Source organism: Veillonella sp. ACP1, assembly GCF_000286635.1.
Lineage (GTDB): Bacteria > Bacillota > Negativicutes > Veillonellales > Veillonellaceae > Veillonella > Veillonella atypica.
Genome location: NZ_ALKL01000010.1, coordinates 416,997 through 438,926 on the forward strand (window position 1 = coordinate 416,997; position 21,930 = coordinate 438,926).

General features: G+C 34.9%; 24 protein-coding genes. 3 read left to right on the plus strand and 21 right to left on the minus strand.

The genetic code is table 11. The annotated features are described in order from the left end of the window. Positions 1–11 precede the first annotated feature (11 nt). The 10 genes from HMPREF1151_RS05170 to HMPREF1151_RS05215 all read right to left on the minus strand — a co-directional run bounded on the left by HMPREF1151_RS05170 (position 12) and on the right by HMPREF1151_RS05215 (position 8,868). Positions 12–317: a ribosomal L7Ae/L30e/S12e/Gadd45 family protein gene (locus tag HMPREF1151_RS05170; protein WP_005378872.1), complete on the minus strand. Its 306-nt coding sequence runs from the start codon at positions 315–317 to the stop codon at positions 12–14. A gap of 9 nt (positions 318–326) precedes the next feature. After that, on the minus strand, positions 327–596 hold the full coding sequence (rnpM, locus tag HMPREF1151_RS05175) for an RNase P modulator RnpM (RefSeq protein ID WP_009661101.1): 270 nt from the start codon (positions 594–596) through the stop codon (positions 327–329). After that, on the minus strand, positions 596–1,681 hold the full coding sequence (nusA, locus tag HMPREF1151_RS05180) for a transcription termination factor NusA (protein WP_005379049.1): 1,086 nt from the start codon (positions 1,679–1,681) through the stop codon (positions 596–598). The genes rnpM and nusA overlap by 1 nt, the downstream gene beginning before the upstream one ends. Positions 1,682–1,698: 17 nt before the next feature. Further along, complete coding sequence (rimP, locus tag HMPREF1151_RS05185) at positions 1,699–2,157, minus strand: ribosome maturation factor RimP (RefSeq protein ID WP_009661251.1); 459 nt, start codon at positions 2,155–2,157, stop codon at positions 1,699–1,701. Between the two features lie 188 nt (positions 2,158–2,345). After that, the gene (locus HMPREF1151_RS05190) at positions 2,346–3,038 is read right to left on the minus strand and encodes a hypothetical protein (protein WP_009661040.1); all 693 of its coding nucleotides are present in this window, start codon (positions 3,036–3,038) and stop codon (positions 2,346–2,348) included. Then, positions 3,022–3,576 (minus strand): lytic transglycosylase domain-containing protein, encoded by a 555-nt coding sequence (locus HMPREF1151_RS05195; RefSeq protein WP_005379024.1) that lies wholly within the window; start codon positions 3,574–3,576, stop codon positions 3,022–3,024. The genes HMPREF1151_RS05190 and HMPREF1151_RS05195 overlap by 17 nt, the downstream gene beginning before the upstream one ends. 62 nt (positions 3,577–3,638) lie before the next feature. Then, on the minus strand, positions 3,639–4,247 hold the full coding sequence (coaE, locus tag HMPREF1151_RS05200; RefSeq protein WP_009661235.1) for a dephospho-CoA kinase: 609 nt from the start codon (positions 4,245–4,247) through the stop codon (positions 3,639–3,641). 47 nt (positions 4,248–4,294) lie between these two features. After that, positions 4,295–6,919, minus strand: a complete 2,625-nt coding sequence (gene polA / locus HMPREF1151_RS05205) for a DNA polymerase I (RefSeq protein WP_009661109.1) — start codon at positions 6,917–6,919, stop codon at positions 4,295–4,297. A gap of 425 nt (positions 6,920–7,344) precedes the next feature. Then, a complete protein-coding gene (rpsT, locus tag HMPREF1151_RS05210; RefSeq protein ID WP_005378787.1) occupies positions 7,345–7,605 on the minus strand; it encodes a 30S ribosomal protein S20 in 261 nt (86 codons plus the stop codon). A 90-nt stretch (positions 7,606–7,695) separates the two neighbouring features. After that, positions 7,696–8,868, minus strand: a complete 1,173-nt coding sequence (locus HMPREF1151_RS05215; RefSeq protein ID WP_009661262.1) for a phosphopentomutase — start codon at positions 8,866–8,868, stop codon at positions 7,696–7,698. Positions 8,869–8,970: 102 nt separating this feature from the next. Between HMPREF1151_RS05215 and HMPREF1151_RS09980 the strand changes: the two genes are divergently transcribed. Further along, positions 8,971–9,072: a putative holin-like toxin gene (locus tag HMPREF1151_RS09980; RefSeq protein WP_353799244.1), complete on the plus strand. Its 102-nt coding sequence runs from the start codon at positions 8,971–8,973 to the stop codon at positions 9,070–9,072. A 153-nt stretch (positions 9,073–9,225) separates the two neighbouring features. On the opposite strand, the gene HMPREF1151_RS05220 is transcribed toward HMPREF1151_RS09980, so the two are convergent. The 11 genes from HMPREF1151_RS05220 to HMPREF1151_RS05265 all read right to left on the minus strand — a co-directional run bounded on the left by HMPREF1151_RS05220 (position 9,226) and on the right by HMPREF1151_RS05265 (position 19,644). Then, the gene (locus HMPREF1151_RS05220; protein WP_009661249.1) at positions 9,226–9,759 is read right to left on the minus strand and encodes an NUDIX hydrolase; all 534 of its coding nucleotides are present in this window, start codon (positions 9,757–9,759) and stop codon (positions 9,226–9,228) included. Positions 9,760–9,901: 142 nt separating this feature from the next. Continuing rightward, entirely contained in the window at positions 9,902–11,518 is a 1,617-nt protein-coding gene (locus tag HMPREF1151_RS05225; protein WP_009661070.1) for a DUF2828 family protein, read from the minus strand. Positions 11,519–12,001: 483 nt separating this feature from the next. Beyond that, positions 12,002–12,487, minus strand: a complete 486-nt coding sequence (locus HMPREF1151_RS05230; protein ID WP_009661140.1) for a lecithin retinol acyltransferase family protein — start codon at positions 12,485–12,487, stop codon at positions 12,002–12,004. 22 nt (positions 12,488–12,509) lie between these two features. Continuing rightward, entirely contained in the window at positions 12,510–12,854 is a 345-nt protein-coding gene (locus HMPREF1151_RS05235; RefSeq protein WP_009661298.1) for a hypothetical protein, read from the minus strand. Between the two features lie 98 nt (positions 12,855–12,952). After that, positions 12,953–14,671: a nuclease-related domain-containing DEAD/DEAH box helicase gene (locus tag HMPREF1151_RS05240; protein WP_009661264.1), complete on the minus strand. Its 1,719-nt coding sequence runs from the start codon at positions 14,669–14,671 to the stop codon at positions 12,953–12,955. A 51-nt stretch (positions 14,672–14,722) separates the two neighbouring features. Then, on the minus strand, positions 14,723–15,853 hold the full coding sequence (locus tag HMPREF1151_RS05245; protein WP_198002242.1) for a radical SAM protein: 1,131 nt from the start codon (positions 15,851–15,853) through the stop codon (positions 14,723–14,725). Positions 15,854–15,932: 79 nt separating this feature from the next. Further along, positions 15,933–16,076 carry a hypothetical protein gene (locus HMPREF1151_RS09780; RefSeq protein ID WP_009661154.1) on the minus strand — a complete coding sequence of 48 codons (144 nt, stop codon included), beginning with the start codon at positions 16,074–16,076 and terminating at the stop codon, positions 15,933–15,935. Positions 16,077–16,081: 5 nt separating this feature from the next. After that, the gene (locus HMPREF1151_RS05250) at positions 16,082–16,633 is read right to left on the minus strand and encodes a hypothetical protein (protein ID WP_009661278.1); all 552 of its coding nucleotides are present in this window, start codon (positions 16,631–16,633) and stop codon (positions 16,082–16,084) included. Positions 16,634–16,663: 30 nt separating this feature from the next. After that, positions 16,664–17,350, minus strand: a complete 687-nt coding sequence (locus HMPREF1151_RS05255) for a hypothetical protein (RefSeq protein WP_198002244.1) — start codon at positions 17,348–17,350, stop codon at positions 16,664–16,666. Between the two features lie 28 nt (positions 17,351–17,378). After that, positions 17,379–18,287: a UDP-3-O-(3-hydroxymyristoyl)glucosamine N-acyltransferase gene (locus HMPREF1151_RS09575; protein WP_009661210.1), complete on the minus strand. Its 909-nt coding sequence runs from the start codon at positions 18,285–18,287 to the stop codon at positions 17,379–17,381. A gap of 1 nt (position 18,288) precedes the next feature. Continuing rightward, the gene (locus tag HMPREF1151_RS05265) at positions 18,289–19,644 is read right to left on the minus strand and encodes a dynamin family protein (RefSeq protein WP_009661168.1); all 1,356 of its coding nucleotides are present in this window, start codon (positions 19,642–19,644) and stop codon (positions 18,289–18,291) included. Positions 19,645–19,843: 199 nt separating this feature from the next. Here HMPREF1151_RS05265 and istA point away from each other — a divergent pair, with 199 nt between their 5' ends. Together istA and istB are read left to right on the plus strand one after the other, a co-directional pair. Further along, positions 19,844–21,142, plus strand: coding sequence for an IS21 family transposase (gene istA / locus HMPREF1151_RS05270; protein WP_009660914.1), 1,299 nt, complete (start codon positions 19,844–19,846; stop codon positions 21,140–21,142). Continuing rightward, entirely contained in the window at positions 21,126–21,881 is a 756-nt protein-coding gene (gene istB / locus HMPREF1151_RS05275) for an IS21-like element helper ATPase IstB (protein WP_005382493.1), read from the plus strand. The genes istA and istB overlap by 17 nt, the downstream gene beginning before the upstream one ends. Positions 21,882–21,930: the final 49 nt, after the last annotated feature.

The window sequence follows — 21,930 nt, forward strand, 5'->3', positions numbered from 1 at the left end:
ATACCCCCTTCTTACTGATCAATCTCTTTTAGTAATGCTTTTGCAAATCCATCATCCTCTACGGCTACCACTACACGTACTTCTTTGCCTATAGCCGTACCTAATGTTTCTTTACTGCCGACTTTACGCAATGGGATATGATGTAATTCTGCTAATTGTATGTATTTCTTTTCATTATTGGCCGCACAATCACCTGCTAATAGAACAAGCTTAGGGGTTTTCTTTTTCATCGCTTTCTCTACGATGAAATCTCCGGAACTCAATTTTCCGGCCCGTTGTGCCAAGCCTAAGAGATTTAAAACTTTATCTTCATTCATATGCTGAAATTATTCATGACCTTCCAAATCGTGTTTCAATGCTTCATATACCTCTTTTGATACAGCATACTTCAAAGAGCGTTCTAGTTTTTTACCCTTATACGCAGCCTCAAAACAGTCCATGGATGCACAGATATAAGCACCACGACCAGGGGCTTTACCAGTTCTGTCGATACTGATTGTCCCTTCTGGGCTTAAAGCAACACGCATTAACTCGCGCTTACTCTTTGGTTCACCACAGCCTACACAGGTGCGCATAGGTTGAGATTTGGTTTTCATTAGTCTTCGCTTTCCGCTGCTTCAGTACTTGTAAAACCTGTAAAAGGATTTTCTGCAGCTTGTGTTTCACTCTTAATGTCGATTTTCCAGTTTGTCAATTTAGCTGCTAAGCGAGCATTTTGACCAGCTTTACCGATAGCCAAGGATAATTGGTAATCAGGTACTACAACATAAGAAGATTTTTCTTCTTCACTAACATCTACAGAGATTACCTTTGCAGGACTTAAAGAGTTCGCAATATAAATGGCAGGATCTTCATCCCATTTTACAATGTCGATTTTTTCATCGTGCAATTCATCTACAATGTGTTGAACGCGTTGACCTTTAGGACCTACGCAAGCACCAACTGGATCGATGGATTCATCGCGGCTATATACGGCGATTTTAGAACGCATACCAGGTTCACGAGCTACAGATTTAAGTTCTACTACGCCTTCATAGATTTCTGGCACTTCTAATTCAAACAAGCGTTTTAATAGGCCTGGATGAGTACGGGAAATCATAATTTGAGGGCCTTTCGTAGTTTTCTTAACCTCTACGATATAGCATTTAATGCGGTCCCCTTCATGATATGTTTCTGTACCGATTTGCTCAGTTGGAGGTAAGATAGCTTCTGTTTTACCTAAATTGATATATACGTTTTTACCTTCAACGCGTGTAATAACACCCGTAATGATATCGCCTTCACGGCTATAATATTCTTCGTATACAACACTGCGTTCAGCTTCTTTCAAACGTTGAATTAACATTTGTTTAGCTGTATGAGCTGCACTACGACCAAAGTTAGCAGGTGTTACATCTGCTTCAACAATATCGCCAATTTCATATCGTTTATCGATTTTACGAGCATCTAATAGGCTGATTTCGGTTTCTGGGAATTCTACAGTTTCTACAACTTGTTTCTTCGCCATTACCTTATAAGCACCAGTTTCACGATTCAATTCCACATACGCATCTGGATTAGAATGTGGTTCCTTACGATATGCTTGTAATAATGCAGCTTCTAGGGATTCAAAAATAACCTCAGGTGCAAAACCTTTTTGTTTTGTCAGCACCATAACTGCTTGAATTAATTCTTGACTCACTCGTATGCCTCCATATATTAAAAATCAAGATGTAATCGAATTTGTGCAATAGCAGAACGTTCAAATGTTACGCTTTCACCATTGATTGAAAATTCTATCGTTGTATCTGTAAAGCCTTGTAGTACACCCGTATATTGTTTACTGCCATTAATAGGTTTAAACAATTGGATATCTACATCACGGCCATTATAGCGAATGAAATCTTTATCCTTTTTTAGAACTCGATCAAGACCAGGAGAAGACACCTCAAGCAAATAATTTTCTGCAATAGGGTCTTTCTCATCGAGAGCTGCGCTCAATTTTTCACTGACTATTTGACAGTCATCCAAATCGACACCACCTGGTTTATCAAGGTACACGCGCAAATACCAATCCCGTTCTCGAACATAGTCGACATCGACTAATTCCAGATTCGTGCCAGCTATAACGCCTTCAACTACAGAGGATACAAATTCCTCTACGGCCTCTCTTTTCATAGCCATCGCCTCCTTATAACATACTACATATCGATCATATACGCTGTTTTCATCATACAATTTGATGCAATTATATGACTAATTTCACCCAATCATAAACGAAAGAGTGAGCAAAAAATAGCCCACTCTTAAAAAAGTTTATATAAAAGTCATGTATAGTATAGCATAATTCCGCTAAAATGTACAATTTAACCGCGTGAATTTAATTCACACAGTATATTTTTTAAATGTTCAGATAGTACATGTTCCAAATCATCTAATGACTTAGCATCAAGATGATGATCAATTTCTGGATAATTTTGATACCGTAATTCTGCAAAGAATTCATCCCGATATTCATTATAGTACAACAGTAATCCTGTACATTCATCCATCTTTCGATATTCACCTATGATATAGGAACCATTAATCATGCGTACCGCATTTTTAGGTGTTATATCTCGTACAAATCCTTCTAACTCAGCAGGCATAACAGCTTCATAATCCCAATTTTGTAGCCCCTTACGCATATAGGTATAGGTAAAATTTTCTGCACTGTTGATTAGTAATTTTGAAAGCCCCTGAACACAACGTTCTTGTAGGCCTTGCCAATACGGTTCGAACTCTTGGCGCACAAAAGATATATCTACAAATGTGAACAAAGGCATCACTACATGCACGGTATAATCCTCTACCTCTTTATCGTAGAGAGCACACCACTTCCACCCTAAATCATTTTCATAGTGAAATAAAGGTAAAGTCAACACGGCTTCACCTGCAGCTAATGTTTCTTGCGCTTTCACAATTTCATCGGGCCCTGTCACCTTGAGTTTAAAATTACCAATCTCCGGTGGCAACCAAGAATAGTCTAAAGACTTACAGGTTTCAATGATGTTCTCCATATAGTGACTCATACCTTTCTTGATAGGTTAAAACGGTTTTAACATACATACGCGTTTCTGGAAATGGAATCGTATCAACCATACCATTCCAATTTTTTTCCTTAATCCATGATTCTACATGTCCACGACCTGCATTATAAGCAGCTAACGCTTGCACTTCATCACCGTTAAATTCTTTTAATAAATACCCTAAATACCACGTACCTAGCTGAATATTTGTTTCTGGCTCTTTTAGCTGACGATCCGTGTAGTTACCATGCCCCATTTGTTGTGCTACCCAACGGGCCGTATCCGGCATGAGCTGCATCAGTCCAAGCGCCCCCGTCTCAGATTCCGCCGTATTCTTGTATTTACTTTCAGCTAAAATAACACTAGCCACCAACGATGGTGACACCTCTTCTTTTTCCGCAGCCGATACAACTACATCTCTATAATCAAAGGGGTATGCCGTATAGCGTGCTACAGGATCTTGCATATGGTTAAAATAAAACCAGCCCAACACGACAACAGCCAATGCTGTTGCTGTATTTCGTTTCATACATCCTCCCCTTAATCCTAACCGTATATCTTTTGAATCGATTCAATCTTACATATTGATGATTATTTATTATACAACGGTAGTAGTTTCTCATGCCACAATTTTTCTAACTGAATATATAATTCATCAGGTGCACCATCATTATTAATGATGACATCCGCATAGGGCCGTTTATCATCTAGTAACATTTGACTATTAATACGCGCTAATGCATCCTCTTTTGAGTAGCCATTGCGCTCCATCAATCGTTGAACCTGTACCTCTGGCGATACATAGACGAGCCAAACCGTATCGAGTTGTTCATACCACTTACCTTCAATGAGGAGAGGAATATCGTATATAACAGCTGGTCGTTGTTCGTCCTCATACATTTCAGTCAGTTCATCAATACGTTGACGAATAAAACCATGTAAACAACTATTTAATTGTAACCGTTTTTCTTCATTGTGAAAGACGATACTACCAAGTGCTTCACGATTTAATCTACCATCATCGAGAATGACTGTATCACCAAATAATTCACGAATAGCAACGAGTCCAGGCGTACCGAGATCAACCACTTCACGGGCTACTACATCAGCATCAATATAAGGTACATCCTTCTTTTTAAAAAAGTCTAGTACTGTACTCTTGCCAGATGCAATTCCACCTGTTAAACCTATTTTTAACATATGTGCCTCCTGCATCTATCCTTCTACTCGAACGTTATATGTAAAATTTATTTTACAAGTGCCCAGTTTTCCGCATTATGTACATCAACGATAAGTGGAACATGTAATTCTACAATGGATTCCATTGTTTCCTTAAGCAATGTTTGAATAGCATCCAATTCTTCATTTACTACTTCTAATACAAGTTCATCATGCACCTGTAATAATAGGCGAGATTTAAACGTCTTCTCCTCTAAAATGGATTCTACCTTATTCATAGCGAGCTTAATAATATCAGCAGCAGTACCTTGTATCGGTGTATTCATAGCTGTACGCTCTGCGAAGGAACGACGGTTGAAATTGCGACTATTGATATCTGGCAACTCGCGCATACGACCAAACATCGTACGAACCTTACCTGTTTCATGGGCTTCTGTTACCATGTTATCCATATATTCTTTAACCTTTGGATAGCGGCTAAAATAAAGCTCAATATAGTTTTTTGCTTCTTGACGTGTAATACCTAAATCACGAGACAAACCAAAATCTGAAATGCCATAGATAATGCCAAAGTTGACAGCCTTAGCATGAGACCGTTCTTCGCTGGTTACCTCATCTTGAGACTTACCAAGCACTTCGGCAGCGGTAAATCTATGAATATCCTTGCCCTCGTTGAAAGCCTTAATTAACGCTTCATCACCAGACAAATGCGCCAAGATACGGAGCTCGATTTGTGAATAATCGGCACTCACCAATGTATCAAAGCCTTCTCCAGGATAGAATAACGCTCTAATTTCACGACCCTTTTCTGTACGAACAGGAATATTTTGTAAGTTCGGATCTGAAGAGCTCAAGCGTCCAGTAGCTGTTACCATTTGGTTGAATGTGGTATGAATGCGATGCGTTTCAGGATTGATGAGGACCGATAAGCCTTCACAATAGGTAGAAACTAATTTAGCTACGGAACGATAGGCTAAAATCTTCTCTACAATAGGGCTTTCATGACGAAGCATATCCAATACTTCTGCATCTGTAGAGTAACCTGTTTTCGTCTTTTTAATGACAGGTAGATTCATCTTTTCAAACAAGATGATTCCCAATTGTTTGGGAGAATTAATATTAAACGTTTCTCCTGCCAATTCATAAATTTCTTGCTGAACAGCTTCGAGTTCCGCCTTGAATTTAACAGTTGTTTCTTCTAATTTTACAGGGTCAATATAAATACCATTTTTCTCCATAACCAATAATGTATGAATCAATGGCAATTCAATATTGTTGTATAAATCCCATAAGGATTCATCTTGCAATGCCTTAACAGCAGCATCGTCCATAGCAAGCAATGCTTTCACCATAGAGACGCATTCTACATCTACACTACCTGTAGCAATGGATGGCACACTAAAACGCTCTGTTAAATAGAGATATCCATAATTGGTACGCGTTGGGTCCAATAGATAAGCCATCAAGGATACATCGTGAATACGAGCCACACCGTCATCATATAAACGAATCTGAGCCGGTTCATTGTGGCAAAGAACCTCCATCAATTCCTTGCTTTGCGTCGTTACAACCGTCTTTGCACCATTCAATGCATTCAATAATTTATCATTATGAGAACCATCTAACTTGATGATGCTTTCACCATTATTAATGAAAGCAGACGTAATCGTACGGAACGGCGCTTTGCCATCCGTAATAATATGAACACCAATGGTTTTATTTTTGTAAAAGTCCTCAGTAAGAGCAGATGCATCTAACAGGTCTTCGATTTTAATCTCTTCGGCCATACTAAATAGGCCACCAAAATCCTCTGTGTCGCCACCTTCTACGCCCATCACACTAGCCAAACGAGGTGTCAATTTTGTAAAACCTAATGTTTCAAACATCGGTTTCACTTCGCCAAGATGGAAATTCTGTACAAATTGATCGAGCGTATAAGACAAATCCATGTCAGTCTTGATAGTAGCCAATTGACGAGATAAGAAGGCTAACTCTTTATTTTCAACAAGACGCTCTTTTAATTTCTTGCCAGAAATATTATCAATATTCTCATATACTGACTCTAAATCACCATATTCATTAATCAATTTAAGAGCTGTTTTTTCACCAACCCCTGGAACGCCTGGAATATTATCGGAAGAATCGCCCATAAGCGCCTTCATTTCGATAACTTTATCTGGGCCATAGCCATATAATTCAGACATATTATCCAAGGTAACCTCAAGCATATCCGAGATACCTTTTTTCGTTAAGAATACATGACTGTAATCGGTAACAAGCTGTAAATTATCGCGGTCACCAGTAATAATTTGCACTGCTAAATCAGAAGATCCAAATTTTTTAGACAAGGAACCAAGAATATCGTCCCCCTCATAACCTTCCTCTTCAATAACACAAATGCCAAGAGCCTTTAACACATCTTGAATCAAGCTAAACTGAGGACGTAAATCCTCTGGTGCATCAGGGCGATTACCTTTATATTCACTATACATTTCCGTACGGAACGTTTGACGACCTTTATCAAATGCGACCGCAATATAATCAGGTTTAATCTCTTCATATAATTTAATGAGCATTGTCAAAAAACCATATACTGCATTGGTTGGCGTGCCAAGAGCAGACTTCAACGGAGGAAGCGCAAAAAAGGCACGGAATAATAGGCTACTGCCATCTATAATCATTAATTTTTTCATGTGTACACCTCACTTAGTCATATGTTTCATTATAGCATATTGAGGCGTAATAAAATTGATTTTTAATCGCTTATACGAAGGTAAAAATATATGTACTATGTATTCTTGCTTAAGAAGAATGGGAACACTGGTGACCTAAAGCTTCCACCGGCCGGGTCTGTCTACGGCCTTCGGCCTTCGCAGGGCCAAAGTCAGCTTTAGGTCACCAGTGTTCCCCCATATCAAGCATTTAATACAGATATACATATATTTTTACATTCTGCTTCTACGATATATAAATCAATTTTATTACTACACTAATCTGTCTATTCTATGAAACATATGATTAAGTGTCCGCCAATCCCGGCCGTAGGGAAAAAGGACGCCTTTCGGCGTCCTTTTGGTATAAAAAAAGCCCATCGATGATGGGCTTTGGCTCTATAAAATTATAAAGCGTTTACTTTAGCTGCAAGGTTGGATTTTTTGCGAGCTGCAGTGTTTTTATGAAGTACACCTTTGGAGGCTGCTTTATCAATTACGCTAGTAGCTTGAACAAGTGCTTGTTTTGCTTCTTCTACTGCGCCTGCTTGAACAGCTTCAACGGTTTTACGAGCTGCTGTACGGATTTGAGATTTCACAGCGGCGTTTTTCGCACGACGTTCAGCATCCGTTTTTACGCTTCTAATACTGGATTTAATGTTTGGCAATTGAGTCACCTCCTTAAAAATCGTTTCTTATACCTGAATGATTATATCATACAAGATATTGTGACGCAAGGATTATATTACACAATACGACTATTTCGTAATATCTTTTAAAAATGATGTGCCTATTGCATATGGTGAAAGTCCAAAGTTCTCCAATACGGTTTGTCCTATATCACCAAAACTATGGCGTAAACCTAAATCAATGGCTCCTTTCATACTTGGACTATAAGCAAGCAATGGAACTCGTTCACGCGTATGGTCTGTACCATGCCATGTAGGATCATTACCATGGTCAGCTGTGATGATGAGCAAATCATCTTCTTTCAACAATGGTAATAAACCGCTTAATTGGTAATCGAAATCTTCGATGGCACGTTTATAACCTTCTACATTACGACGATGACCATATAGACTATCAAACTCTACAAGGTTCACCATCATAAGGCCGCTTTCAAAGGAAGAACCTAATAAATAAGGCACCACATTCATGCCGTGAGCATTTGATTTGGTTGGATAGCTTTCATCCCAACCGACATGAGCATAGATATCGCCAATTTTACCAACGGCCACAGTCGGAATTTGTGCAGTTTGTAATTCCTGTTGCACCATGCGGTATTCAGGCATACGGCTATAGTCATGACGATTCGATGTGCGTACAAAATGACCTGGTTTACCTATAAACGGACGAGCTATGATACGTCCTACATAATAATCACCAACGCATACTTTGTTACGCGTAATTTCGCACATACGATATAAATCCTCTAGAGGAATCACATCCTCGTGTGCTGCAATTTGAAATACCGAATCGGCAGAGGTATACACAATAGGTTTCCCCGTTTTCATGTGCTCTACGCCGAGACGCTCGATAATTTCAGTACCGGATGCAACCTCATTACCAAGATACCCATAACCGGTTTCTTTGGTGAAAGTATCCATTAACTCCTTAGGGAATCCATCGTAAAATGTAGGGAACGGAACCGTAACAGGATGGCCCATCATTTCCCAATGACCACTAGTTGTATCCTTCCCTGTGCTGACTTCCTCCATTTTCCCATAAGCACCCATAACAGGTGTTTCATCAGACTTAATATCCGCAATATTTGCCAAGCCTAGAGAACGCAATGTAGGACAATGAATCAAACCAGCGGTTGATTCAATATGACCTAATGTATTAGATCCCTCATCATTAAATTTTGCGGCATCTGGGGCATGACCAATGCCAACAGAATCCATAACTAATATAATGATTCTTTTATACATAATAACTCCTATTGTAATATTCAGGTAGAATATTACATGCTATACTACCATTAAGAGCCAAATGACGTAAGTTAGGTTCATCTCCTCAAAGGAGGTGATGCTATGACAACATATGAATCACTATCTATTATGATAGATTTTTCTATGCTCATAGTAGCAATCATTACTATAATGATTACGCTATTTTTTTATAGCCGTAAATAATAATGAAAACGCCTAACGTATGAGGTATCCTACCACCTCAACACGTTAGGCATCATCATATTTCCGTATTTTAGATGAGCCTAACGCTAACAGTACGTTATTTGGCTCTCTTTATGTGTTAATTATACTATATATAATTATGAAAATAAAGTACTACTTAAGATAAGGCATAGCTAACATTAGAGCTGCCAATGATTTACTATCCTTAATTTGTTCTGCCTTGATAGCCTCTAATAATTCAGGCAATGTATAGTATTCAAGTTCTACGTATTCATCAGGATCCCAATGGGTTTCTCCCATGGTGAGATCTTTTGCTAAGTATAGATGTAATACTTCATTACAGAAACCAGGACTTGTAGCAATAGTTCCCAAAGAAATCCATTCTTTAGCGCGGTAACCAGTTTCCTCTGCCAATTCACGTTTAGCACAATTGATAGGTTCTTCGTTAGGATCTAGTTTACCTGCCGGAATTTCAAGCAAAGGTTGTTGCAAAGCATAACGGAACTGGCGTTCCATTACGATTTTATTATCCTCTGTAACAACAACGATAGCGGTTGCTCCGGGATGATGTACAACCTCACGCCATGCTTCATTACCATTTACATCAGCTATATCATAGGTAACCTTAATTAGTTTACCATCAAACTTCATTTCGCTAGATTTTTGTATTTCTTTGCTAATTGCCATACTTAATTCCTCGTATATATAAATGATTATTATATTATAAAACCTACAACTCATTATAGCACAAATTAATTACACCAAAAGAAGGTTCCTACTAGTCATATTACGACTAGTAAGAACCTATTTTAATAAGAATATATAAATGTTACGCTACCCTTACATAGCCGTTTAAAACTGTATCTACAATGCTGCACTTTGCATCTAGCTCTGCTTTAAGGGCCATTTCAGGATTGAGTTCTCTAGATACTACCATATCTACGATAGATTTCGAGAATCCAGATACGAGAATGACACCACTGGGATGCATTTGTACAGGAATTGTATTGTGTGCATAGACAGATACATTCCAGAAGATAAGCCCAGGCATAGTATACCCAAGGGCTTCAAATTTCTGGCGACACGATTCAATAACTGTCGTGTTATCCTCATGCTTTGTGGCTTGATCGAACTGCATATCAGAAATAACGAGACACGCTGAAGGTAACTCGTCTTGACGCAAATGATTTCTCACAGCTGTGTCGAGGATTAAATCAAAGGTCGCCTCTATATCCGTATTGCTGTAATCGTCAAATCGATGCAATCGTCTTAGCTTATCCCGCAATGTTTGACACATGGAAATATCTACCATCTGAGGGCGATTGCTAAAGGTAATAAATCGGTTTTTAAAGGATTCATTCTTATTATGCTGTGCACAGTATAATGCAATAGAATCTGCTACGTTAAGTGCAGTGACGGAACTATTACCAGATAGCTTTTGCTCCATGGATCCAGACCCATCGCGTATAACTAAGATATCGTCATAATCCTTAGGAGATTCTTGAGCATTCCATAACTGTTCTAGCGTTTCGTCATATGGTTTTAGACTACCACCCCAGAAACCATTATTCTCTATATAGGCTTGTACTATATCATACAAGAACATAGAGTCAGCATTAATCTTAACAGAATCGTCTCCCTTTTGTAATGATGCAAGATAGGCCTTACGACGTTCTTCATCATGTTTTAAAAAGGCATTGCGATATTTTAGATTGGCCTTAGATGGCACATGATTATAGTTAATATCATTCCATTGATTGAGCGAAGCTTTGCGATCTACTACCGCTAGATGTTCGCGCAAGCAAGACAGAGTTTTACGATACTCTCGTGCATTTAGATGTAACAAGGATTGTAAAATAGCCGCCTCAGAACGTTTTTGTTTTGAAGATGTATTATTGGATGGCATCCATTTCGCTAACAAGCTAATAGAGTCGCCGAGCCCACACCCCATTACATCACGTCTAAACTGATTAGTGATTAGCTCACCTAGTCCATCATGTAAGATACCACTTGTCGTATCAAAGAAAATGCGTAGCACATCATCCCAACGACCATAATTCCACAACTCGGTACCGATGATAAACTGCAATGCCATCTCTGGATACAAGTCACCAATTTTAGTGAGCATCATGCGGAATACATCACGCTCACCAAGGCCTAGCTTAATATGGCGGGCATACATAAGCCATTTCATGGTATACAGAGGGTCTTCATCGTAGGATGTAATGAATAAGCGCAATGCATCCACTGCATCCATAGTGCGATGTGCACCATAGAAATAGCGGTCATGTTTACTTTTACCATAAAAATCAACCGCAACTTGACGTAATGCAGGCACAGAGAAATTAAGGTCCACAAGAGGACTGCCACTTGTACGATACGCAGTACCATCATTAGCGGTATAGGATTTTTCATTGTTTGTTAAAGCGTTCATAAATGTATTCATAGTTCATATCTCCTTGGCATATAAAAAAACCGCTGCGGATTATCACAACGTAAATTTTGAAAGCAAAATAAACAAGACAACCGTGAGCGGTTACAATACAAAGTTCAAGACAATTACTAACCTCACTGAGGCTAAAGTTTACTAGACACGATACTCTAGACCAAAGGGTCTCCAAAATAACTTTTTCTGGTTAAATCATCAAAGATTGCTGCTAGTGTCTAACCTTATGAATCGTTTATGAACGATAACTATGAAATTATACTAGATTCTATACTCATCTTAATCAAGTTATGTATGTGACAGGATTGCTGTTAGAATCTAAGTCTTTCTGTTCTACATGTTGGTGATTTCTTTCACCTGATTATGTAATTATAATACACGCATCCGTGTGTGTCAATAATTATTTTTAAAATATTTTGCTTTTTTGAAAGTTAGAACTAGCAATACATGTTTTTCTGCATTGCTAGTCCCTTTTAGTTACTACTAATACTTGGCCTCTACGCGCCAAATTTCATCAGCTAACCATTTCAATGGTCCCCACGAAGGTTTAAATACTCTTGCTGCCATACCTTCTATGCTGAGTTGAGTTGACTTATTAAGGTCTGTTTTACACCAAATAGCAAAGTGCTCGCAGTTATGATTAAATAAATTATAATCGCCTTTGCCAATCATAGATCTAGCACGTTCTACAGTTTTACATGGTCCATAAAAGGTAGATGTCACATCTGCATCTTGGAAAATAGATAATAAACTATCGTCCTCGGCAATATATAAGGTATCTCCGTCACAAAATTCTTCAATGCTAGTCTCAGCAATTCGTCCGTCTAGTGGAGAATCCCCTTTTACGTAATGGATAATTTTATGATAACCCGCATATACGCCATAATGTTGATATAAGTTACGGCCTAATAATCCACTACGTCGTTCACAAAAAACAATATCACCTAATTTTAACTTTTTTGAAGCCATTATTACTCTCCCTTACAACACATTATTTATGATTATTTATATACGTAATAATATCATCTATGGAAATATTTTGATTCTTGCCTCGTAATAATCTCCATACCTTTCTAACTAATTTATAGAACAGATATAACCCAGCCAATGGCCAAAATACACCAAAAGGATTTTGTTCAAATGGATTCCGTGGATGAGGAAAAGGTCCAGGCATAGGTCCTATAATATTAGGCCAACTGTGTTCTTGATACACCCCATCAGGGTGAACACCAGTTTTATTTCTATTAGAAGAAATATACTCTGCTACATCCTCGTATAATTTAGGGTCTTCTTTTTTTACACTTTCAAGAGCTTCTTTGATAACATCTGTTTTCATACCATACACCTCTATACTACAAAACAACATTAGAATAACTAACTGATTACATCTATATTGTACAAAAGTGTATACGTAAAAAATAACACATCAAAATATTATTTTAATAAATCGAGACCAAAAGTATCTAATAAAGCTTCTTTACTAGGTCCATTGATTTCATTTACACCTAAATGATTTAGAATGGACTTATAATCTTCATTAGGTACATTATCATAGAATGCTAATTGTAAATATGTATTTGCTCGAGATGAACCAACATAGACTAATCGTTTATGTAATTCATTAGTGAGGCCATTAACTAAAATATCAATTAATAAAACTGCTTTAGCTTCTAAGCCTTTAAATTTACGAACAGATGTGAACAATATATTATTTTTCTTTGGCTCGCTAGAAATAAATACTCCGTTTATAGCAGAAATATTTTTTAACATACTGTTAGGAACACTACTTGTAGTAAGAATAACAATGTCTTCAGGTTTAACCTTATCTTGAATCATTTTTGTAACAAATTTGGTAACAATGTTACGTAATTCATTTTCATTCTTATAGAATGATCCAAGTGGTTTTATCCCAGATAGCTCATTTATGTAAGCATCTTTCTTAATATCACTTAATGTTGTGCCTACAGTCTTAGCTATTTCAGCAGTATTGCGACAATTTTTATACAATACAAGACGACAGTCCCCATAAGTATCTAACCAATGTGTCGATTTATGCATCATTATATACTGATTTTTATCATAAAACACATAATAATGACCGCCTAACATGTCTACTAATATAGAAATATGTTCTAATATATGTTCATCAATATCTTGACCTTCATCAATAACTACATTTTCATAAGACCATTCTAGATCATCATATTCATTTTGAAAGTAATCAATAAATTGAGGAATAATCTCTGCAATAGAGTAATTGCTATTAGGCATCAACTTCTCTGCAAGTGACCTGACATTATGAAAGACTATATTATCGTATGTATAATGCTCCTTCACATAAGATAATAAGAACTCGTTAAAGCATAAATATAGTACTTTTTTACCTTCCGCAGCTAACATCTTAGCCTTCTCAATGGCCAACATCGTTTTACCTGTACCTGCTGGACCATGAATAACAGCTGTAGGCTGCTCACGTAAAAAATGTAATATAGATGCTTGTTGTTTCGTCATCTGAATATAACTTTTAGTTGATTCAAGAGCTGTACTTGCAACAGACTCAACTATATTAAATGTAGGCATTAAAGTCTTGATCATATTTTGAAAATCATTAACTGATTGTTCTGAGTCTCTAAATCCTAAATTAGATTTCCAATAGCTAAAAGCTTTATCCATAGATTCCTGTGGATTAAGTAAGCAATCTACATCAAACACAATATCTCTATTTACCTCTAGTGGTAAAGAAACCTTGTTATGAATAGCTATAGATGGGAACCATACGGCTCGACCAATAACAGGCATCTGCCCATTATAATGTTTACGTAAATAATTTTGAATCCTAAATTGACTTTCTGCAGCTTGACCTAAAGGATCTATAATTTTTTCTTCTTTTGTATTTCGATTCGTTTGAATCCAGTTTCCATCTCGATAGGAAATCCCGCCAGCTTTTACCTCTATGGATAAAACACCTTTTTTGGGATGTAAAATAACAAAATCTGCTTCACCTTCACTCCTACGTTGGTTCAATTCGCCTAACCATCGATAAGAATGAAAAATTACATATTCGTTATTTAATTTAGAGAGCGCCTCATATACGAGACGCTCTCCTTCACTACCGTGGAAACTATTTATTATTGTTGGGTAGAATTTTGACATGATACTTGTCCATTACAAATTATTTATATTTAACTTTTCTAATAATATTTACTATAAAATCTGTAGGTATGCTTTCAATAAATACTTTTCAATCATACAAGGGATATTATTCTTATTTCTATTTGATTCACATCCTCCAAAACACTTAGGTAGAAACACACAATGTCTACATTCTTCGCTAAAAGTTACATCAGCACCTCTCAAATCATTTATAAATAACCCTTCAGTTAATTCACCTATACGGTATTTACTTCTCCCAACATTACATTCACATGTATATATATTTCCATTAACATCTATTGAAAATGAAGTAGGATCGCCATTCATACATGCATGCATCCTCGGTAGAGAATAAAATCTCATCCCAGCAGTTAATTTCTGAACATTTTTTATACTAAATAACATTTTCTTTATAAATTCTATACGTTCATCTTCATCTTGTATTTCTTGATTACCAGCAAGAAATGCGGGATAAAAGACAACATTATTATACTGACCAAAAATTTTATCCAACTCTTTGATTAACTCAATAATGCTATCTTTATTATCTTTACCTATATTAAGTCTTATGTTTACAAAAACATCATTTTCAGCAGCAATTCTTATATTATCTAATATTGAATAAAACATTCCCTCATGAGGAAATTTATAGTTCTTAATTTTTTCATATACATTCTTTACTCCATCAAGAGTTACTTGCATATCCTTAATATTCCAATAATCAAATTTGGATTCTATAAGTTCTTTATTTAATAAACTGCCATTTGTAATAATATAAGTGGAATAAATTATTTCTGCCTCAGTCAAAGAATTACATAAAGAATCTATAAATGGAATATTTAATAATGGCTCTCCTCCAAATAAAACTAAATGAACTTCATTAGATTTATTATGTTTTTTAATAAAATCAAGTAGTTTTTCTTCCACTCCCTCAATTATATCAGTTTGTTTAACACCATTTTCAAAGCAATAAATACATCTAGCATTACATTTGAGAGTTGTCGTTATAGTAATACTAAGTGGTCGTGGCACACTGAGAGTATACGCTTCAGCACAAGCCAAATATTTGGTTTTCTCATCAAGTTCAGATTCTACCCATAACCCATTTTGAATCAAAAGGTTAGAAAAATCATAATCAATATTGATTAACTTGCTATATTTATTAAACTCTGAAGCATTCATTCGAACTAACGAATTATATAAAGTATTATAAACTAAATAGTAGTCCCTATTTTTCTGAATATAATTAAATTCTGATTTTTTATACATCATCAGACGCTTTGTCTTTTGCAATTTTTTTAATCACCTCTTGAAAAGTATTATGATTAACTTTGTTTTTGTTATTTAGCGGAATTTCTTTAATTAATTTGATAAATTTATCATTAGCAGAAATAATGATATCCACAATAATCACTCCTCTAATTGATCCATCATATTGTTTAACAATAATAGTCGAATTAATGAATATAATCCTTCATATTTTGTTTCTAATTCATTACCTAGAGTTTTTAATTGATTTGTGCTAATCTGATTATTTTCAGAAATCGTATCTAGTAGCACGCTCCTTAATTGACGGTTGAACTCTATTAAGGGAGTCGTATTTTCTCTTTGTGCATTTAATAAATCATTCTTTACATTCATTATTTCATCTAATATTAACTGTAATTTAAAAGAAAACTCTTTATCTTCTTTCTCTGATTGACTTATTATTTCAGATTTAATCATATCCATATGTTTGTTTAAAGAGTTAATTTGACTAAACATATGAATTGATGAATTTTGAATGTTATTAAACAATCTCAAATTGTCATCAATAGATTTTGATTCAATTCGATTCAATTCATTTTCAATTAGATTTATTTTTTTCTCGATTATATTTATCGAAGAGAGAATTATATCCTGTCTACAATGGTAATCACTTAGTTCTTCTATTATGAAATTGACCTTTCGCTCTAATTCCATAAAATTCCTTTTTTTATAAAAAAACAATTTTTATTCTCCCAATTGATCATTTAAAATATCTAATACGCCATATTGATAAATTAATTTTATCTGTGTTTTAGACATTTCTGATTCATCTTTATTTTTTGTTTTTAAAATATCATGATAAGCTTTTTTTTCTATCTCTAGATTTTTTTTAACTTCATTAAGACGAGATTCTATTTCTTTTCTAATCAGTTTCTCTTGTTGTCGAACAGTTACTTTAATCATATCAATTAAAAGATCTAAAGCCTGCCCTTTTATCTTCTTACAAAAAGCATCAAAATTTATTTTTCTTTTTTGATCGTCTCTTTCCTCTAAAATTATTGATAGCTCTTTATCAGTAAGGACTAATCTATCATCCATGAAATCACCAATAAATCCTATTATTTTCTTTTTTAGACTTTCAATACTTTTTCTTATCCCATCAATATTAATATTTAGATTTTTCCCTCCATATTTATTATTATTAATCTTTTCAAGTGTAACAATAAGCTCTTCCATTGCCTCACTTATATTATTAATAATCATTTTTTCATTTTTTTCAGAAGATTTGCGAATATGTTCCTTCATCTCAGCTAATTCATCAGCTATTTTTTTTGCATGAGCTTCTGTTTCTGATAGTCCTGGAGAATATGCACATCCACCACTATTATCACCAAAAATATCTCTAAAAAAATCACCTATAGCATTGTTCATAACACAGCAACCACCCATTGCGACTCTCCTATAACCTTCTTAACTTCACTATCATTTTTAAATTATCCAAATGATTACATGCATATATTCCTGATACTATCTCATTACTTTTTACGTTTTTACAAATAAGAGACTTTGCATAAATGCAAGCATTATCCTCAATTGATATATCATTAGAAATACCTACTTGCCCATATATCGTTACATTATTTTTTATTTTTACATTTGAAGCAATACCTGTCTGTGAAACAATCTTGCAATTATTACCAATAATTACATCATGACCAATATCAATTAAATTTCCTATTTTACAACTTTCACCGATTTTAGTATCAGAAAATGTACCTTTTTGAATAACTGTATTACTACCAATAGATACATTTTTTTCTATAATTACTCTGCCTAGGCCCTTTAATTCATGTAAACAGTCATTCTCGTAATAATGATAAAAACTATTAGCACCAATAGTTGAAGATGCACCTATGGAAACATTATCCTTAATAATAGTGTCAGAACCAATATATGAATTAGGTCCAATATAGCATCGATGCCCAATTACAGCATTGTTATCAATAAAAACATTTGGGGCAATAATAGTATCCGAGCCAATAATCACATTTTTACCTAAAAAATAATTATCTACCTTTTGATGTATAGATAATTCATTAAAATTGTTTTTACTGTCTTCCAAAACTTGAGCAATTTTTACAATAGCTATCTCTATTGGGTCACCGGTAAAAATAATCGTTTTATCTATATCAATTATTTTTGGTTCAACTAAAATACATCTTGCTTTAGTTTTATTAATGCTATCTATATTCTTAATAATTGCAATACTTGTATCCTCAGCATATTCTGCATATCGAATAGAGTCCACATTAAAATCTTTTCCACAAAACGAGTATCCACTCAGTTTAGCAATTTCACTTATTTTCATTTCATATTCCACTTTGTCTATAAGATTTTAATTTAGAAAGTACTTCATCTAGTCTTTTTTGTGTACTCTTCTCAACTTCTGTAATTAAAGCCGTCAGTTGTTGTGCCCCAATCATAATATCATCATGTTTTATCTGTTGTTTTTTCACCTTAGCTTCCATTTCCTTAATATTTAACTTACTCATAGTAATCATTTCATTGAGATCATGTTGCCGTTCTTTAGCAAAACGATTAATTATATAATTAATATCTTTATACTTCATTTCAATATCTGTAGCCAATAACTTCTCATATTTTTTAGCAAACTTTTCAACTATCAAAGTTTGTATATATTTAATATTTGTTTTTTTCTTCATTTCAGGAATGCAACATTTAAGATTATTAATATCCATTTTCATACCTAATGCAAATTGCATTAATGTAATATTCTCATCTTGAGTAATCGTTTCAAAATCTCTACATAGATTATAAATATGAGCAGCTGAATGGATAATATTTTCTTCAGCCATTTCAGATGTATCAAAGAAACCCTTACCTACTAAACGACTCTTCAACCATTTTTTTTGCTCTAGCCAATCTGCTTCTGGATTATTAAGCTTATCCCAATGTGTTGCTATAATATGAACTTTCTCTTTATTATAGGAAGAAAAAGAAAACACAGAAGATATTGTTTCTATTTCTTCTTTTTGTACTTTCTGTGAATCAACACATACAAATACAGCATTTGCTTTTCTAATATATTGTTTTGTAATTTCTGATCTATATGCAACTGGATCTGATAAACCAGGAGTGTCTACAAAAACTACCTGTTTAGGAATACTATCAGGCATAGTTGATATTCCTACCTCTATTTCTTTAACAAAATAATGTTCTGGATATTTAGAAGAAGACCAAATAGACAATTCCTTATCAATATTATTATTAGTAACCTCCTTGTAAATAGGTGGGTGACCAATCCATTTATCTTTAATTGTTTCTGCTTTAAGCGCATTATATTCACGCATAAAAGCATCTGCACCAGACGTTCTAGAATCCCATAGGAGTCTCCATTCATCTTTTGAATAAAAATTTACTTTTACGTAATCTTTAGAACTACTTCGAAACTTTGTTAATGCAGCTGTTTCAGGCGTTACAGCCATCGAGGCATAATTATGTCCAAGTAATGAATTAATCAATGTTGATTTACCAGTTTTAATGGTACCAACAAATGCAATTTGAAATTCTGGATTTGTACATAAATCTATAAAATCCTTAATCTTGTCAAAAATAGTATTATCCGCATTAACTTCTGGTAGATTAATTAAAGCTTGATATCTTTCAATTTTTCTTAAATATACATCTGATATATCATTGAACAAAATATTATTATGTGGGGTTAAGTTTATATTTTCTAAAATTCGTTTTATTTTAAATTCTGACTCTTCATAGATATCAGGATTATTAAAGCCGTCTGTATTTAATAACTGTAAATGATACTCTAAGAATGTACAAAAATGATGATATAAGAATGTACAACTTTGATTGTATCACCGATACTATAGTTGAGGTGATAACAACATGCAATACGTATACGCTATTAACAGTTCATTTACTGTAACATCATTATTAGACTTACCAATGTTAAGAGACATTCTGGAGGCTTGCAATTTGAAACCTAATTATAGTTTACTAGGTCGTGAATTAGGCTATGATAGACGCACCATAAAATCTCATTATGAAAATGGAACGCCTGATCCACATCGTCATAAACCATCTATGATTGATAAATTTCATGACGTAATACAGACTTTATTATCTGATGATACACCCCAACAATTTTATTATAAGCGTGTCTTGTGGCAATACTTGGTAGATAACCATGGACTCACAGCTGCTTACTCTACATTTCGCGGTTATATTCTAAAGATACCAGTATTTCAATCCTATTTTGATAGAAAACATACATCGCCTAGCACACAGCATACGATTCGCTTTGAAACCGCACCAGCTGAACAGGCTCAAGTTGATTGGAAAGAGAATATTAAATTCCTATTGCATGATGGCACACACATAACTTTTAATATATTGCTGATGACATTAGGCTATTCTCGATACAAATTAGCAAAGGTCACTTTCGATAGAACTACTGAAACACTACAAGATGCATTGGTAGAATTCTTTGAACAATTACAAGGTGTTCCACATGTACTATTAACAGATAATATGAAAACCGTGATGGTACAACCGAGGCTAGCTGGAACTAAAGGACAGCTTCATACCAAAGCAGAACAATTTTCAAGTGACTTTGGCTTTACATTTAAGCCGTGTATGGCGCGCCGTCCACAAACGAAAGGCAAAGTAGAAAGCCAAATGAAAATTCTAGATGAAATTCATGCGTACCAAGGAAAATTAACAATACAAGAAGTGGAAGAACAGATTCAAAAAATTATTTTACGTAGTAATCTAGCGATTTCTCAAGCTACAAGACAAATACCGTCTGCACTGCTTGAAAAAGAAAAGGAATCTCTTACCCCACTTCCAACAAAAGTGATAAGAGATTCCTACCGCATAGATCACCCAAAAGCTAAGGTTTCAGCAAGTAATCTCATTAGCTTTCGTGGTAGCCACTATTCTGTACCACCAGGATATGTGGCCAAATCTATGACCTTAAAGACCATAGATAAGATGCTATACATATATGATAGCACAGAATTGATTGCACAGCACCCATTAAGTGGTAAGAAGGTTAACTATTTGCCTTCTCATTATGAGGCACAATTGCAGAAAACAATTCCTTATCTAAGTTCTGAAGATGTGAAAGCTAAAGCAAAATCTAATTTGGAAAAGATAGGAGCTATCTATGACACTACAGACTAATTACCAACGCTTACAAGATAATCTAGCATATCTAAAACTAAAACAATGCATGTTACACCTAGATGAAACAATTGAATTAGCTAATACACAGAGCTTATCTCATATTGAGTGGTTATTGAAGCTGAGTGATTACGAAGTTGATATTAAACGACAAAACGTAATTAACCATATGGTGAAAATTAGTAATTTTCCTCATTTGAAAACACTAGCTGATTTTGAATTTTCATTTCAACCACAAATTAACGAAATGCAAATTAAGGATTTAGCATCATTAGGATTCATGGAACAAGCTGAAAACATTGTATTTCTTGGCTCTAGCGGAGTGGGGAAAACACATTTAGCTACATCACTAGGTATTGAAAGCTCTCGTAACAGACGAAGCACCTATTTTATTAAATGCCATGATTTAATTCAAAACCTTAAGAGTGCAAAAGATGAAGGACGATTAGAAACTCGGCTCAAGCATTATGCACGCTACCAATTACTCATCATTGATGAAATTGGCTATTTACCGTTACAACCAGGTGATGCTAACTTACTATTTCAAATTATTGATAGACGGTACGAAAAGAAAAGTACCATCGTAACGTCTAACATTAATTTTGATGAGTGGGCTACCATATTACATGATGAGCGAGTAGCTAATGCTATTGTTGATCGATTACTTCACCATGCACATGTGATTAGCATAACTGGAGATTCATACCGGTTACGAAACCATATGCAACAGAAGGAATAACTGTACATTGTACATCGTCAAAATTGTACATTCTTATATTGACATTTAC

What these genes read in the sequence shown, in the direction of transcription:
- HMPREF1151_RS05170 (WP_005378872.1), bottom strand. Translation starts at nt 317, where the DNA reads ATGAATGAAGATAAAGTTTTAAATCTCTTAGGCTTGGCACAACGGGCC.
- rnpM (WP_009661101.1), bottom strand. Translation starts at nt 596, where the DNA reads ATGAAAACCAAATCTCAACCTATGCGCACCTGTGTAGGCTGTGGTGAA.
- rimP (WP_009661251.1), bottom strand. Translation starts at nt 2,157, where the DNA reads ATGAAAAGAGAGGCCGTAGAGGAATTTGTATCCTCTGTAGTTGAAGGC.
- HMPREF1151_RS05190 (WP_009661040.1), bottom strand. Translation starts at nt 3,038, where the DNA reads ATGGAGAACATCATTGAAACCTGTAAGTCTTTAGACTATTCTTGGTTG.
- HMPREF1151_RS05195 (WP_005379024.1), bottom strand. Translation starts at nt 3,576, where the DNA reads ATGAAACGAAATACAGCAACAGCATTGGCTGTTGTCGTGTTGGGCTGG.
- coaE (WP_009661235.1), bottom strand. Translation starts at nt 4,247, where the DNA reads ATGTTAAAAATAGGTTTAACAGGTGGAATTGCATCTGGCAAGAGTACA.
- polA (WP_009661109.1), bottom strand. Translation starts at nt 6,919, where the DNA reads ATGAAAAAATTAATGATTATAGATGGCAGTAGCCTATTATTCCGTGCC.
- HMPREF1151_RS05215 (WP_009661262.1), bottom strand. Translation starts at nt 8,868, where the DNA reads ATGTATAAAAGAATCATTATATTAGTTATGGATTCTGTTGGCATTGGT.
- HMPREF1151_RS09980 (WP_353799244.1), top strand. Translation starts at nt 8,971, where the DNA reads ATGACAACATATGAATCACTATCTATTATGATAGATTTTTCTATGCTC.
- HMPREF1151_RS05220 (WP_009661249.1), bottom strand. Translation starts at nt 9,759, where the DNA reads ATGGCAATTAGCAAAGAAATACAAAAATCTAGCGAAATGAAGTTTGAT.
- HMPREF1151_RS05225 (WP_009661070.1), bottom strand. Translation starts at nt 11,518, where the DNA reads ATGAATACATTTATGAACGCTTTAACAAACAATGAAAAATCCTATACC.
- HMPREF1151_RS05230 (WP_009661140.1), bottom strand. Translation starts at nt 12,487, where the DNA reads ATGGCTTCAAAAAAGTTAAAATTAGGTGATATTGTTTTTTGTGAACGA.
- HMPREF1151_RS05235 (WP_009661298.1), bottom strand. Translation starts at nt 12,854, where the DNA reads ATGAAAACAGATGTTATCAAAGAAGCTCTTGAAAGTGTAAAAAAAGAA.
- HMPREF1151_RS05240 (WP_009661264.1), bottom strand. Translation starts at nt 14,671, where the DNA reads ATGTCAAAATTCTACCCAACAATAATAAATAGTTTCCACGGTAGTGAA.
- HMPREF1151_RS05245 (WP_198002242.1), bottom strand. Translation starts at nt 15,853, where the DNA reads ATGAATGCTTCAGAGTTTAATAAATATAGCAAGTTAATCAATATTGAT.
- HMPREF1151_RS05250 (WP_009661278.1), bottom strand. Translation starts at nt 16,633, where the DNA reads ATGGAATTAGAGCGAAAGGTCAATTTCATAATAGAAGAACTAAGTGAT.
- HMPREF1151_RS05255 (WP_198002244.1), bottom strand. Translation starts at nt 17,350, where the DNA reads ATGAACAATGCTATAGGTGATTTTTTTAGAGATATTTTTGGTGATAAT.
- HMPREF1151_RS09575 (WP_009661210.1), bottom strand. Translation starts at nt 18,287, where the DNA reads ATGAAAATAAGTGAAATTGCTAAACTGAGTGGATACTCGTTTTGTGGA.
- istA (WP_009660914.1), top strand. Translation starts at nt 19,844, where the DNA reads ATGCAATACGTATACGCTATTAACAGTTCATTTACTGTAACATCATTA.
- istB (WP_005382493.1), top strand. Translation starts at nt 21,126, where the DNA reads ATGACACTACAGACTAATTACCAACGCTTACAAGATAATCTAGCATAT.